Source organism: Pseudomonas sp. CAU 1711, from assembly GCF_039888625.1.
Classification (GTDB): domain Bacteria; phylum Pseudomonadota; class Gammaproteobacteria; order Pseudomonadales; family Pseudomonadaceae; genus Aquipseudomonas.
In genome coordinates, this window is sequence record NZ_JBDQQT010000022.1 from 1 (window position 1) to 14071 (window position 14071).

Sequence of the window (14071 nt, forward strand, 5' to 3'; positions counted from 1 at the left end):
TGCGGCGGCCAGAAACACCGAAATGAGCGAGCCATCTGGTCGATTTTGACCCACTGGCCGCTTTCAAAGTTGGCGAAGGCCGAAGTCAGCCAGAAAAACCGGTCTAGTTCAGACCTTCCCTAGAACCTGCCTCGGGTTCTGATCGCAGAGCGGTTCGATGGGGTATACTGCCGGCCAGCTCCCTGGAGTGTTGGCCAGTCGGTGATGTCCCTGAGCCGATACGCACAACCACGGGGGTTGCCAGTGGGGCCGGTGTGCATGTCCGCCTGACGGAAAGCCTTAACGCCCTCTGCAACCTCCACCTTGAACTTTCGGGTTCAAGGGCTAACCCGACAGCGGCACAACCGGGGAGTCCCGAATTTCATGATCCTGGCAGGCGATCTTTCCCGCGCGGCCCTGCGCCGCCAGCTGCGCCAGGCCCGCCGCCAGCTCTCGCCCCTGCAGCAGAAGCGCGCCGCCCGAGCCCTGTACCGGCAGCTGGCACAGCACCCGCTGTTCCGCCGCGCCCGCCACATCGCCCTGTACCTGCCCAACGACGGCGAGATAGACCCGCGCCCGCTGCTGCACGAGGCCAAGCGCCGCGGCAAGGCCTGCTACCTGCCGGTACTGCACCGCTGGCCCTGCACGCGCATGGATTTCCAGCGCGTGCGTCCGCGCGAGGCGCTGGTCCGCAATCGCTTCCGCATCGAGGAGCCACAGCCGCAGGCGGCGCGCCAGCGACGGGCCTGGGCCCTGGATCTGGTGCTGCTGCCGCTGGTGGGTTTCGACGAGCATGGCGGTCGCCTGGGCATGGGCGGCGGCTTCTATGACCGCAGCCTGGCCTATCTGCGACTGCGCAAAAATTGGCACAAACCGACCCTGCTGGGTCTGGCGCACGAGTGTCAGAAGGTGGACAGGCTGGCGCTGGCCAGCTGGGATGTACGCCTGCAGGGCGTGGTGACGGAGCGCCGCTGGTACGGCCGGGTGGAGTGACGAGGCGCCGCGATCCCTGCGGCGTTCGTCGACTGCGGGTTACTGCTCGACCTGGCTGACCGGGGCAGTACCCTGGCGATCCCACAGGCTCTGAGTGTAACCCGTGGTAACCATGCCCAGGCCGAAGATAATGACCAGCACCCAGAGCATGTCGGGCTTGCGTTTCATCGAGTTGCCTCCCCCTTTTCGGCACACTGCTGCGCTTGACCGGTAGTGGTGTTGTTATAGGCCTTGAAAGGCGCCGGCCAGCTTGGAGCAATGCACACTGCCACGCAGTGAAGCTCATCTCAGTTCTGGCGCCAGGCGACCGTCACACTCTGGAACGATTTGCAGTCCCAGTGCAAAGACCGGCAAACAGGAGCAAGTTTCATGCCTTTCTGGCTGATGAAATCGGAACCCGACGAACTGTCCATCCACGACCTGCAGCGACTCGGCCGCGCGCGCTGGGACGGCGTGCGCAATTACCAGGCGCGCAACTTCCTGCGCGCCATGCAGCCCGGCGAGCTGTTCTTCTTCTATCACTCCAGCTGCCCGGAGCCGGGCATCGCCGGCATCGGCCGGATCGCCGGGCCGAGCTACCCCGACCCCACGGCCCTCGACCCGGCCAGCCACTACCACGACCCCAAGGCCAGCGCCGAGAAGAATCCCTGGAGCGCGCTGGACGTGGAGTTCGTCGAGGCCTTCGCCCGGGTGCTGCCGCTGGCCCGCCTGCGCGACGAGGCGGCGCTGGCCGAACTGGCCCTGGTGCAGCGCGGCAGCCGCCTGTCGGTGATGCCGGTCGAGACCGCGCAATGGCAGGCGATACTCGCCATGCGCTGAGCACTGTGCTATCACCGCAGTACAGCCTGCGGAGCCCGACATGCGCGCACAATCCGTCTGGCCGGCGCGCCTGGCGCTGGCCTTCCTGCTGCTGGTGCTCGGCACGGCCAGCCTGACGCTCTGGTACCAGTTGGAACGCGACCAGCAGCAGCGCATCGAGGAGCGCGTCGGTTACCAGGCGCGCAGCCTGGCGCGCCAGCTGGAAAGCACCCTGCACACCGAGGTGGAGAGCCTGGCCCGCATCGCCCGCCTGTGGAACAGCCTGGGCCGGCTGAAACGCGGCGACTGGGAGACCGAGGCCCTGCTGGCCCTGCACGACTTCCCCGCCTATCAGTCGGTGCAGTGGCTCGGCCCCGACCTGCGCATGCGCTGGCTGCTGCCGCTGGAGGGCAACGAAGCGGCCATGCAATTTCGCCTGACCGCCGGCCACCCCAACTACCTCCTGGCCATGCAGGCGCGCGACAGCGGCGAGCAGCGCTTCTCCAACAGCTTCCAATTGGCGCAGGGCGGCCGCGGCTTCATCCTCTACACCCCGCTCTACCTGCAGGACGCCAGCGGCCAGCGCGAGTTCGACGGCTTCCTGCAGGGCGTGTTCCGCGTCGAACCGCTGATGGAGCAACTGCTCTCGCAACTCAATGGCGACAGCTTCAGCGTCCGCCTGCTGGAGAATGGCCAGAGCCTGTACAGTCGCGAGCGCCCCGACAGCCTGCCGGGCATGGCGTTCGATGTGCCGCTGAGCCTGCTCAACAACGACGCCTTCAGCCTGCAGCTGAGCCCCACCGAGAGCCTGCTGCAGCAGCTGGCCACGCCACTGCCGCAAGTGGTGTTGGGCGCCGGCCTGACCATCTGCCTGCTGCTGGTGGCGGCCCTGGCCCTGGCCATGGAGAACGCCCGCCGCGCCGGCGCGCTGCAGCAGGCCAACCGCCGCCTGCAGGTGGAAGCCACCCGCCGCGAGGAGACCGAGCGCCACCTGCGCGAGAGCCGCGAGCGCCTGCAACTGGTACTCGACCTGACCGACTCCAGCCATGACAGCCTGTTCATCTTCGACACCCGCAGCCGCGAGCTGCTGCATATGAATCAGGCCACCTATGCCGCCCTGGGCTACCGCCCCGAGCAGTTCACCCAGCTGCTGCGCGAAGCGCCGGAGAAACTGCTGCCGGACTTCCACGAGTGGCTGGCGCAGGTGCACCGGGCCCAGCAGGACAACCAGTCGCGGATCTTCCAGCGCGAGCTGATCCGCCGCGACGGCAGCCGCCAGCCGGCCGAGATCAACACCCAGCTGGTGCGCCTGGGCGAGCGCGAATACCTGATCGCCGTATCGCGCGACAACAGCGAGCGCCTGGAGCTGGAGGAGCGCCTGCAGCGCCTGTCGCAGCAGGATGGCCTGACCGGCCTGTACAACCGGCGCTTCTTCGACCAGCAGCTGCACAGTGAGTGGCGCCGCCTGCGCCGTATCGGCGCGCCGCTGACCCTGCTGATGCTGGATATCGATCACTTCAAGGCGTTCAACGACACCCTCGGCCACCTGGCCGGTGACGATGCGCTGCGCCAGGTGGCCAGCGTGCTGCAGGAGAGCCTGCAGCGCGAGGGCGATGTCGCCTGTCGCTATGGTGGCGAGGAGTTCGCCATCATCCTGGCCAATACCGGCCTGGACGGCGGCGAGCATGTGGCGGCGCGGGTCCACCAACTGGTCGCCAGCCTCGCCATCGCCCACCCGGGCAGCCCCCTGGGCCGCCTGACCCTGAGCATCGGCCTGGCGGTGGCGGACCCGATCAGCGAAGAACAGTCGGGCAGCCTGGTGGCGCGCAGCGATCAGGCCCTGTACCGGGCCAAGCACCAGGGCCGCAATCGCACCTGCGTGTGGAGCCGCCCGGAAACGGAGAGCCCCGCTACTGGATGATCAGGTTGTTGAACAGCAGGTCCTCGACTATCGGCTTGCCCTCTTCCTGGGTCAGCACCTCCTGCACCTGCCTGAGCGCCTCCTGACGCAACTGCTCCTTGGCCGCCTCGTCGCCCATGTTGGCGTCGCTCTGCTGGGAGAACAGCATGACCAGCTGATTGCGGATCAGCGGCTCGTGGTGCTCGACCTTCTCCTCCGCCTCGCTGCCGGTGACGCGCAGGGCGATGTCGGCCTTGTAGAACTTCAGCTTGGGACCCGAGCCGAAGTTGCCCACCAGCGCCGGCACCAGGCTGTAGTAGGCCACCTTGGGCTCGGCGCTCTTCTCCTCTTCGCCACCGCTGGCGAGGGCGGTAAGTGGCAGGATCAGGGCCAGCAGCAGGGCGATGCGATTGTTCACGGGCAATTCCTCTGGGACGGATGCCGCCTAGCATAGCCATAGCGGCCGACACGCCCAAGCCCGGCGCTTATGGCGCGCCATCAGATGCGGGCATGCTCGTTGACCCCTCCCGCCCGCCTCCTACACTGCCGGCAATCACGAACGCGAGGAAAGCGCGATGAAAGCCCTGCTCTGCAAAGCCTTCGGCCCGGCCTCCAGCCTGGTGCTGGAAGAGCTGCCCAGCCCCGAACCGAAAAAGAACGAGGTGCTGATCGAGGTGCATGCCGCCGGGGTCAACTTCCCCGACACCCTGATCATCGAGGGCAAGTACCAGTTCAAGCCGCCCTTCCCCTTCGCCCCGGGCGGCGAGGCTGCCGGCGTGGTCAAGGCGGTTGGCGAGAAGGTCAGCCATCTGCGCGCCGGCGACCGGGTCATGGCCCTGACCGGCTGGGGCGGCTTCGCCGAGGAAGTGGCGGTGCCCGCCTACAACGTGCTGCCGGTGCCCAAGAGCATGGAGCTGAGCACCGCCGCGGCGTTCGGCATGACCTACGGCACCTCGATGCACGCGCTCAGGCAGCGCGCCAACCTGCAACCGGGCGAGACCCTGCTGGTGCTCGGCGCCTCCGGCGGCGTCGGCCTGGCGGCGGTGGAGATCGGCAAGGCCATGGGCGCCAGGGTGATCGCCGCGGCGAGCAGCCCGGAGAAACTGGAAGTGGCGCGCAACGCCGGCGCCGACCAGCTGATCAACTACAGCGAGCAGAGCCTCAAGGACGAGGTGAAGAAACTCACCGGCGGCCAGGGCGTGGACGTGATCTACGATCCGGTGGGCGGCGCGCTGTTCGAGGAAGCCTTCCGCTGCATGGCCTGGAACGGCCGCTTCCTGGTGGTCGGCTTCGCCGCCGGCGGCGGCATCCCGGCCCTGCCGGCCAACCTGCCGCTGCTCAAGGGCGCGGCCCTGGTCGGCGTGTTCTGGGGCGCCTTCGCCCAGCGCCAGCCGCAGGACAACGCCGCCAATTTCCAGCAGCTGTTCGCCTGGCACGCCGAGGGCAAGCTCAAGCCGCTGGTGTCGCAGACCTTCCCCCTGGCACGCGGCGGCGAGGCCATCGACGCCCTCGGCCAGCGCAAAGCGGTGGGCAAGCTGGTGGTGCAGGTGCGCTGAGCGCGCAAAAAAAGGGATGGCCGAGGCCATCCCTGAGTGGTGAGGCCGGTGAGAGCCTCGTCTATGAAGGTGTGAGCAATCAGCCCTGCAGCGGCACCAGGCGCGGGGCGATCATGTTTTCCGGACGCAGGATGTCGGCCAGGGTGGCCTCGTCCAGCAGCTGCTCCTCGCGCACCAGCTCCAGCACCCCGCGGCCGCTGTCCAGGGCCTGCTTGGCGATGCGGGTGGCGTTCTCGTAGCCGATATAGGGGTTGAGCGCGGTGATCAGGCCGATGGAGTTCTCCATCAGCGCGCGGCAGTGCGCCTCGTTGGCGGTGATGCCGTCGATGCACAGCTCGCGCAGCATGTCCATGGCGCGGGTCAGCAGGCGGATCGAGTCGAAGATCTTGTAGGCGATCAGCGGCTCCATCACGTTGAGCTGCAGCTGGCCGCCCTCGGCCGCCATGGTCAGCGCCAGGTCGTTGCCGATCACCTCGAAGGCCACCTGGTTGACCGCCTCGGGGATCACCGGATTGACCTTGCCCGGCATGATCGAGCTGCCCGGCTGGCGCGGCGGCAGGTTGATCTCGTTGATGCCGGTGCGCGGGCCGCTGGAGAGCAGGCGCAGGTCGTTGCAGATCTTCGACAGCTTGACCGCGGTGCGCTTGAGCATGCCGGAGAACAGCACGAAAGCGCCCATGTCGCTGGTGGCCTCGATCAGGTCGGCGGCCGGGGTCAGCGGGTGGCCACTGATGATGGCCAGGCGCTTGACCGCCAGGGCCTGGTAGGCCGGGTCGGCGTTGATGCCGGTGCCGATGGCGGTGCCGCCCAGGTTGACCTCGGTGAGCAGGGTCGGGGCGAGCAGCTTGAGGTGCTGCAGGTCCTCGCCGAGGGTGGTGGCGAAGGCGCGGAACTCCTGGCCCAGGGTCATGGGCACGGCGTCCTGCAGCTGGGTGCGGCCCATCTTCAGCACGTGGTCGAACTTCAGGCCTTTGCTGGCCAGCGACTGGATCAGCTTATCCAGGGCAGTGAGCAGGCTGTCGTGGCCGAGCAGCAGGCCCAGGCGGATGGCGGTCGGGTAGGCGTCGTTGGTCGACTGCGCCATGTTCACGTCGTTGTTCGGGTGCAGGTGCTGGTATTCGCCCTTCTCATGGCCCATGGCTTCCAGCGCAATATTCGCGATGACTTCATTGGCGTTCATATTGGTCGAGGTGCCGGCGCCGCCCTGGATCATGTCGACCACGAACTGCTCGTGGAACTCGCCCTGGATGATGCGCGCACAGGCGGTGCTGATCGCGGTGTGCTTGGCGGCGGACAGGTGGCCCAGCTCGCGGTTGGCGTCGGCGGCGGCCTGCTTGACCATGGCCAGGCCGATCACCAGTTTCGGGTAGTGCGACAGCGGAACACCCGACAGTCGAAAATTCTGCACGGCGCGCAGGGTCTGGATGCCATAGTAGGCCTCGGCGGGGACTTCCAGGGTACCGAGCAGGTCTTTTTCGATGCGGGTGGATGCAGCAGCGGACATGATGAGAGTTTTCTCTGGGGAATACGGCGAGTGCCGCGATACCCCATAAGATAGGGGCCAAGCCGGGCTGCCGGCCAATGCTGTTAAACGCTATGGTATGCACAAACGGCATAATGTCGCGGTGACTCGGGGTGAATGTCGCGCGTGCATAATTTGCAACGGCACTTGGCGAGCTCCCTCACCCCTGCCCTCTCCCAAAGGGAGAGGGAGTTTGTGCTGCGAGCAGGTACGAGGACCTAATGAACCTGGAAACCAAATGGCTGGAGGACTTCGTCGCCCTGGCCGCCACCCGCAGCTTCTCCCAGGCCGCGGAAAAGCGCTTCGTCACCCAGCCGGCCTTCAGCCGGCGCATCCGCAGCCTGGAGGCGGCGCTGGGCCTGACCCTGGTCAACCGCTCGCGCACCCCGGTGGAGCTGACCGAGTCCGGCCAGCTGTTCCTGGTCACGGCGCGCAGCATGATCGAGCAGCTCGGCGAGGTGGTACGCCACCTGCACCACCTGGAGGGCCAACAGGGCGAGGTGCTGCAGATCGCCGCCGCGCATTCGCTGACCCTCGGCTTCTTCCCCGAATGGATCGCCCGCCTGCGCCGCGACGGCCTGCCACTGTCCACCCGTCTGGTGGCGACCAACGTCGGCGAGGCGGTGCACTCGCTGCGCGAGGGCGGCTGCGACCTGATCCTCGCCTACTACGATCCGGATGCGGCCATGCAGCTGACCGCCGAGCTGTTCCCCTCGCTGCATCTGGGTGCCACGGCCATGCTGCCGGTGTGCGCGGTGGACGAGGACGGCGCGCCGCTGTTCGACCTCGACGGCGGCCAGAGCGTGCCGCTGCTGGCCTACAGCGCCGGCGCCTTCCTCGGCCGCTCGGTCAACCAGCTGCTGCGCCAGCGCGCCCTGCGCTCGACCACGGTGTACGAGACGGCCATGGCCGACAGCTTGAAGACCATGGCCCTGCAGGGCCTCGGCGTGGCCTGGGTGCCGCGCCTGTCGGTGACCGCCGAGCTGGCCCGCGGCGAGCTGGCGGTGTGCGGCGGCGAGCATTGGCAGGTGCCGCTGGAGATCCGCCTGTACCGCTGCGTGCTGTCGCGCAAGGCGGCGGTGCGCCTGCTCTGGCGCAAGCTGGAGGGCGGCGCCGGGCGCGACGCCGATTAGTGGCCTGTTTGGCTAATTCAAATATCCAATTTCGGCGCCAGACTTCGCCATACGTCGTTGCCGTTCCTCGCCGTAGCTCTGCTACGACTCGTCGCGGCGCCTAGCCTGGCAAACCCTGGCACTCGAACTTGCATGCACGAATTAACCGCACAGGCCACTAGGCGAACACGCTGACGGTCTGCCGGCTGAGCAGGACCGGGTGACCGAGGCGGTCCCACAGGGTGGCGTCGATATGGCTGTAGCCGGCCGCCGAGTGGCGAATCTCCGCCTGGTACTGCCACCAGTCGCCGGCGGTGCAGTCCGTGGGGATCTCCATGCAGCCGATGCTCCAGGTCAGGCTGCTGCCGGCCGCCGGTTTCTTCAGCAGGCAGAACACCGCCGGCGGCCAGGCATCCAGCAGGCACAGCAGCTCGGCCATCTGCACCACTCGCCGGGCCGGCTCGCGCAGGCGTATCCAGCCGCCCAGGCGCGGTTCTTCGCCGCCCATGAAGGGCATCTTGCCGACCGCATAGCGGTAGTCGAAGTGCTGGGTGAAGTCGGGCGTCAGCCCGGCGATGAAGGGGAAGCGGGTCGCGCTGTCCGGATCGGCGATGGCCGGCGCGGGCTCGGCCGCCAACGCCACGGCCGACTCGCGGTCGCCGCCGAAGCTGGCCAGCAGCACCACGCAGGCCTGGTCGCCCTGGTAGCCCGTGGCCTGCACCTGGGTCGCCGCCTTGCCTTCGCGCAGCACCTGCACCCGCACCTCCATGGCGCCCGGCGCCACCGGCGCGACGAAGGACAGCATGAGCGAGCGCACCGGCCGCTCGCCGGTCACGTGCGGCAGCAGCTTCTCGAACAGGCAGGCGGCCAGCAGGCCGCCGAAGGTCGCGCGGCCCTGGCCCCAGCCCGGGGGAATCTGCACCTGGCCGGGCGAGGTGGCGCAGGCGTCGTGCAGCAGTTCGGCGATGTTCATGGTCGATCCTCCAAAGGCTCAGGCGGACGCGCCCAGATGCTGGTCGAGAAAGGCGGTCACCCGCTGCGCGTAGGCCTGCGGCTGCGCCTCGTAGGCCAGGGTGTGGCCGGCGCCGGCGACCTGCCAGAACTCGGTGTGGGTGGCCGCAGAAAAGGCCTGCTGCAGCTGCCGGCCATCCGCCACCGGGGTGTAGATGTCGTCCTCGCCGTAGATCAGCAGCAGCGGCGGGCGGCCGACCAGGCGGGTGGCCGCATGCACCGGACGCAGGCGACGCTCGCCCGCCGGGTAGACCAGCTTGCTGAGCTGGATGCCCAGGCGCGGCAGCGGGTAACGGCGCCAGAAGTGCAGCAGGGTGGGGAAGGCCGCCTCGGCCACCGCCGCCTTGAACGGGTGGTCGGCCTGGGCCAGGGCGCACAGGCTCATGGCCGCGCCCATGGAGGCGCCGACCACCGCCACCGGCAGCTGCGGATAGCGCGCCTGCAGCGCCTGACCGGCGGCCAGCACGTCCAGCGGGTAATCCATGGTGGTCGAGCCGCTCTCGCCGAAACCGTTGAGGTCGAACAGCATCACGTGATAGCCGGCCTGGCGCAGCAGCTCGGCGTGGCCGTGCTTGAGCCAGAAACCCTTGGCCGCGGTGCCCATCGGGTGCGCCAGCAGCACCGCGCCGCGCGCCGCCGCGACGGGGCTCTCGGCCAGCAGGGCGGCGAGCTGCGCCCCCGAGCCACTGGCGATGCTCAGCTGCTGCCAGTGCTGCCGGTCGATGCCTTCCGGCCAGCGCCAGGGGCGCATGAAGCGCCCGAAAAAAGGTTTTTTGAACACCCGATAGGCTGTATGTTTCATCGCCGTTACCCCTGGTTGGCGGGGCGCCGCACGCCAGGCGCCCTCTCTCGATGGCGCATCCTAGGCAGCGGCTCGCGGGCCGACCATGGCGGAAAGTGACGAAAAGCATGCGAGATGTTCAGGGAGATTCGCGATGAAGGTGACGGTGCTGATGGCCGATCGCTGCTCCGCCACCAGCGTGTCGGCGGCCTTGGAGTTCCTCGAGTGCGCCAACGTGCTGCAGCGCTTCGCCGCCAGTCGCCAGGGCGCGCAGTCCGCAGACCCCTTCGAGGTGCGCAGCGTGTCGCCCGGCGGCGCGCCCGTCACCTGCACCGGCGGCCTGGTGCTGACGCCGCAGGGCGCCCTGGAGGAGGTCGAGCGCACCGACCTGATCATAGTCCCCGGCTTCATGTTCAACATTCTCTCGGCGCTGCCGGCGCTGGAGCCGGTGTGCGCCTGGCTGCGCCAGCATCACCGGCAGAACAGCTATATCGCCAGCATGTGCACCGGCGCCTTCGTCACCGCCCAGGCCGGCCTGCTCGACGGCAAGCGCGCCACCACCCACTGGATCTTCAGCGAGCAGTTCGCCCGCCACTTCCCGCGCGTGCGCCTGCAGCCCGAGCGCAGCGTCACCGACGACGGCCTGCTGCTGTGCTCGGCGGGCTCGACCACCGGCAGCGACCTGCTGCTGCACATCATCCGCCGCTTCGCCTCGCCGCAGCTGGCGGCCGAGTGCTCGAAGAAGCTGCTGATCGACAGCGCCGAGCGCAGCCAGACGCCCTACATGGGCATCCAGTTCGACAAGGGCCACCAGGACCACGAGGTGCTGAAGGTCCAGATCTGGCTAGAGAAGCACCTGGCCGAGCCGATCGTCATGGAGCGGGTCGCCGAGCAGTTCGCCCTGACCCCGCGCAGCCTGCTGCGCCGCTTCAAGGAGGCCACCGGGCAGACGCCGGGGCAGTACCTGCAGAACCTGCGCATCGACCGCGCCAAGCACCTGCTGGAGAGCGGCGCGGAGAACTTCGAGCGGATCACCCAGCAGGTCGGCTACGAGGACGGCAGCTCGTTCCGCCGCCTGTTCCGCGAGCGCGTCGGGGTGTCGCCGGGGGCCTATCGGCGGCGCTTCAACAGCCAGCTGCGCGGCGCCTGAAACGCCGCGACGGGCTCACTGCAGGCCGTATTTCTTGACCTTGTCGAACAGGGTGGTCTTGGCCATGCCCAGGGCCTGGGCGGCCTGGCTGAGGTTGCCGGCGTGGCGTTCCAGGGCGGCGCCGAGCAGGTTGCGCTCGAAGGCCTCGACCGCCTCGGCGAAGCTCGCCGCGCCGCCCTCCGCCGCGCCGCCCTGCTTGAACGCCGGCAGGCCGAGGGCGAAGCGCTCGGCGACGTTGCGCAGCTCGCGCACGTTGCCCGGCCAGTCGTGGGCCTGCAGCGCGGCGGCGGTGGCGCGGTCCAGCTCCGGCGCGGCGCGGTCGAAGCGCAGGGCGGCGAGCTGCAGGAAGTGCTGGAACAGCAGGGCGATGTCTTCGCGCCGCTCGCGCAGCGGCGGCAGCTCCAGGCTGACCACGTTGAGCCGGTAGTAGAGGTCGCTGCGGAACTCGCCGCGCCTGCCCAGCTCGGCCAGGTCGGCCTTGGTCGCGGCGATCACCCGGCAGTCCACGGCGATCGCCTGGTTGGAGCCGAGGCGTTCCAGGCTGTGCTCCTGCAGCACGCGCAGCAGCTTGATCTGCAGGGCCAGCGGCATGCTCTCGATCTCGTCGAGGAACAGCGAGCCGCCGTCGGCGTGCTCGATCTTGCCGATGCGGCGTTTGCCGGCGCCGGTGAAGGCGTTGGCCTCGTGGCCGAAGATCTCGCTCTCGAACAGGCTCTCCGGCAGGCCGCCGCAGTTGAGGGCGACGAACTCGCGGCCCTGGCGCCGGCTGAAGTCGTGCAGGCAGCGCGCGACCAGCTCCTTGCCGGTGCCGGTCTCACCCTCGATCAGCACGTTGGCGCCGGTGTCGGCGACCTGGGCGATCAGCTCGCGCAGGCGCTGCATGGCCGGCGAGCGGCCGATGATGCGCTGCTCCAGGGCCTGCCGTCCGGCCAGCTGGCGGCGCAGGTCGCTGACCTCGCGGGCCAGGCCGCGCTGCTCCAGGGCGCGGCGCACCACCTCGACCAGGCGCTCGGGGGAGAAGGGTTTCTCGATGAAGTCGTAGGCGCCATCGCGCATCGCACCGACCGCCATGCCGATGTCGCCGTGGCCGGTGATCAGCACCACCGGCAGGCTCGGGTCGCGGCGCTTGAGCTCGGCCAGCAGGCGCAGGCCGTCCATGCCGGGCAGGCGGATATCGCTGACCACTATGCCGGCGAAGTCGGCGCCGACCCGCGCCAGGGCCTCCTCGGCGCTGCCGACGCCATCGCTGGTTATGTCTTCAAGGGCCAGCGCCTGCTGGCAGCCGAGCAGCACATGGGGATCGTCCTCGACGATCAGGACGGTCAGCGCTTCAGTCATCGCGGGCACTCCCGGGCGGCAGTATGGGCAGTTCGAGGACGAAGGCGCTGCCGCCCTCCTCCGGATGGCGCACGGCCAGGCTGCCGCCGGCGGCGGCGGCGAGGCTGGCCGACAGGGTCAGGCCGAGGCCCAGGCCCTTCTCGCCGGGCTTGGTGGTGAAGAAGGGTTCGAACAGGTGCTCGCGCAACTCGGGCGCGATGCCCGGGCCGCTGTCGCGCAGCTCCAGGCGGTAGCCGTCGCCCTGCACCGCGCCGCTCAGCCAGATGTGCCGCCGGGGCTGCTCGCGCACGGCATCCAGGGCGTTGCTCAGCAGGTTGACCAGGATCTGCTCCAGGCGGGTCTGGTCGATCGCCAGGTGCGCCTCGGCCACGTCGCGGTGCAGGCTCGGGCGCTCCTGCTCGAAGCGGCTGTGCAGGAGGAACAGCGCCGCGTCCACCGCCTGGCCCAGGCGCGCCTGGCCATGGTCGCCGCCGCGCCGGGCGAAGGCGCGCAGGCTGGCGGTGATGCGCCCCATGCGGTCGACCAGTTCGCCGATGGCCTGCAGGTTGCCGGCGGCGATGTCCGCCGCGCCGCGTTCGAGGAAGCGCGCGGCGTTGGCCGACAGGGTGCGCAGCGCCGCCAGCGGCTGGTTCAGCTCGTGGGCGATGCTGGTCGACATCTGCCCGATCACCGCCAGCTTGCCGGCCTGCACCAGGCCGTCCTGGGCCTGGCGCAGGTTGGCCTCGGTCTGCTGGCGTTCGCGCACCTCGGCGAGCAGCCGCGCGTTGGACTCGGAGAGGTCGGCGGTGCGCTCGGCGATGCGCCGCTCCAGCTCGGCATTGGCCCGCTCCAGCGCCTCGCGCGCGGCCAGGCGGGTGGCGATCACCTTGCGCCGCTGGTTCAGCGCCAGGCCGCCGAAGATCAGCAGGGCGCAGGCCACGCCGGCCAGCAGGCCGTGGCTGGCGGCGGTGCGCCGCTGTTCGGCCAGCGGCGTGAGCAGGGTCAGGTGCCAGGGCGTGTCGGCCAGGGCGCGGCGCTGCTGCAGATAGTCCTGGGCCTTGCCGCTGGCGTCCGCCAGGCGCACCTCGGCCAGGCCGTCGCCGAGCGCGCGGCGCGCCAGCGGGCGCAACTCGTCGAGCGTCGCCCAGTGGTACTGCAGGCTGCGCGCCAGGCGTTCGCGGGTCTCGGCGTCCAGCGGGCGCACCGACTTGAGCCGGCGGCTGGGGTCGCTGGCGAGGATGACGATGCCGTTCTCGTCGCTGACATAGGCCTCGACCCGGGCGTCGGCCCAGCGCTTTTCCAGGGCGTCCAGGCGCACCTTGACCACCGCCACGCCGATCACCCGGCCGTTGCTGCGCAGGCCGTGGGCCAGGTAGTAGCCGGGCTCGCCGGTGGTGCTGCCGATGCCGTAGAAGCGCCCCGGCTCGCCGCGCACGGCGCGTCGGTAGTAGTCGCGGAACGACAGGTCCTCGCCCAGGTAGCTGTCGGCGCGGTTCCAGTTGCTGGTGGCGACCACCCGGCCATCGAGGTCGAGCACATACACGGCCAGGCTGCCGGCGCGCCGGTTGAGGCCCTCGAGGTGGTCGTTGAGGCGCTGGCGGCGGTAGCTGCCGGGGGTCAGCAGCAGGCGGCCGACGCTGCTCTCCAGCTCCAGCAGGCTGGGCAGGTAGGTGTACTTGTTGATCTCGCTCTCCACCGCGCGGGCGTTGAGCTCGAGCTGGCGCTCGCCGCTCTCGGCCAGGGCCTGGATGCCCAGGGCGTCGCTCAGGCGGTAGCCGGCGTAGCCGCAGGCCAGCACCAGGGTCAGGCCCAGCAGGCTCAGCAGCAGTTGGCGGAACAGGCGCGGTTTCACGACGAGGGCGGGCGGCAGGGCACGGATGCTGGGGGACGGGCATTGCATCACAGTAGTCCCGGGCTGGCCAGTTGGCGGGGCGCAACCCGCGTTCAGCTGA

General features: G+C 69.3%; 13 protein-coding genes and 1 other RNA gene. 7 read left to right on the forward strand and 7 right to left on the reverse strand.

The genetic code is table 11. The features are described from left to right. Positions 1-176 precede the first annotated feature (176 nt). Both ssrS and AAFN46_RS19685 read left to right on the forward strand, forming a co-directional pair. Positions 177-355, forward strand: a non-coding RNA gene (gene ssrS, locus AAFN46_RS19680) — 6S RNA. Positions 356-363: 8 nt separating this feature from the next. Then, on the forward strand, positions 364-972 hold the full coding sequence (locus tag AAFN46_RS19685; RefSeq protein ID WP_347810393.1) for a 5-formyltetrahydrofolate cyclo-ligase: 609 nt from the start codon (positions 364-366) through the stop codon (positions 970-972). A gap of 39 nt (positions 973-1011) precedes the next feature. On the opposite strand, the gene AAFN46_RS19690 is transcribed toward AAFN46_RS19685, so the two are convergent. Beyond that, the gene (locus AAFN46_RS19690; RefSeq protein WP_347810394.1) at positions 1012-1140 is read right to left on the reverse strand and encodes a hypothetical protein; all 129 of its coding nucleotides are present in this window, start codon (positions 1138-1140) and stop codon (positions 1012-1014) included. 201 nt (positions 1141-1341) lie between these two features. Between AAFN46_RS19690 and AAFN46_RS19695 the strand changes: the two genes are divergently transcribed. Together AAFN46_RS19695 and AAFN46_RS19700 are read left to right on the forward strand one after the other, a co-directional pair. Next, positions 1342-1791 (forward strand): EVE domain-containing protein, encoded by a 450-nt coding sequence (locus AAFN46_RS19695; RefSeq protein ID WP_347810395.1) that lies wholly within the window; start codon positions 1342-1344, stop codon positions 1789-1791. A gap of 40 nt (positions 1792-1831) precedes the next feature. Beyond that, positions 1832-3691 (forward strand): diguanylate cyclase, encoded by a 1860-nt coding sequence (locus tag AAFN46_RS19700; protein WP_347810396.1) that lies wholly within the window; start codon positions 1832-1834, stop codon positions 3689-3691. Here the strand turns inward: AAFN46_RS19700 and AAFN46_RS19705 are convergent. After that, entirely contained in the window at positions 3681-4088 is a 408-nt protein-coding gene (locus AAFN46_RS19705) for a flagellar basal body-associated protein FliL (RefSeq protein ID WP_347810397.1), read from the reverse strand. The two genes, AAFN46_RS19700 and AAFN46_RS19705, sit on opposite strands and share 11 nt — an antisense overlap. Before the next feature lie 157 nt (positions 4089-4245). On the opposite strand from AAFN46_RS19705, the gene AAFN46_RS19710 reads away from it, so the two are divergent. Next, positions 4246-5226, forward strand: coding sequence for an NADPH:quinone oxidoreductase family protein (locus AAFN46_RS19710; RefSeq protein ID WP_347810398.1), 981 nt, complete (start codon positions 4246-4248; stop codon positions 5224-5226). Positions 5227-5305: 79 nt separating this feature from the next. Here AAFN46_RS19710 and AAFN46_RS19715 read toward each other — a convergent pair whose 3' ends face one another. Then, positions 5306-6730, reverse strand: coding sequence for an aspartate ammonia-lyase (locus AAFN46_RS19715; RefSeq protein ID WP_347810399.1), 1425 nt, complete (start codon positions 6728-6730; stop codon positions 5306-5308). A gap of 239 nt (positions 6731-6969) precedes the next feature. On the opposite strand from AAFN46_RS19715, the gene AAFN46_RS19720 reads away from it, so the two are divergent. Then, a complete protein-coding gene (locus AAFN46_RS19720; protein ID WP_347810400.1) occupies positions 6970-7881 on the forward strand; it encodes a LysR substrate-binding domain-containing protein in 912 nt (303 codons plus the stop codon). A gap of 157 nt (positions 7882-8038) precedes the next feature. Here the strand turns inward: AAFN46_RS19720 and AAFN46_RS19725 are convergent, their stop codons facing one another. Continuing rightward, positions 8039-8833, reverse strand: coding sequence for a thioesterase family protein (locus AAFN46_RS19725; RefSeq protein ID WP_347810401.1), 795 nt, complete (start codon positions 8831-8833; stop codon positions 8039-8041). 18 nt (positions 8834-8851) lie between these two features. Next, the gene (locus tag AAFN46_RS19730) at positions 8852-9673 is read right to left on the reverse strand and encodes an alpha/beta fold hydrolase (RefSeq protein WP_347810402.1); all 822 of its coding nucleotides are present in this window, start codon (positions 9671-9673) and stop codon (positions 8852-8854) included. A 133-nt stretch (positions 9674-9806) separates the two neighbouring features. Between AAFN46_RS19730 and AAFN46_RS19735 the strand changes: the two genes are divergently transcribed. Next, positions 9807-10802, forward strand: a complete 996-nt coding sequence (locus tag AAFN46_RS19735) for a helix-turn-helix domain-containing protein (RefSeq protein ID WP_347810403.1) — start codon at positions 9807-9809, stop codon at positions 10800-10802. Positions 10803-10817: 15 nt separating this feature from the next. Here AAFN46_RS19735 and AAFN46_RS19740 read toward each other — a convergent pair whose 3' ends face one another. Beyond that, entirely contained in the window at positions 10818-12140 is a 1323-nt protein-coding gene (locus AAFN46_RS19740) for a sigma-54 dependent transcriptional regulator (protein WP_347810404.1), read from the reverse strand. Beyond that, the gene (locus AAFN46_RS19745; protein ID WP_347810405.1) at positions 12133-14019 is read right to left on the reverse strand and encodes an ATP-binding protein; all 1887 of its coding nucleotides are present in this window, start codon (positions 14017-14019) and stop codon (positions 12133-12135) included. Before AAFN46_RS19745 ends, AAFN46_RS19740 begins: the two co-directional genes overlap by 8 nt. Between the last annotated feature and the right edge of the window lie 52 nt (positions 14020-14071).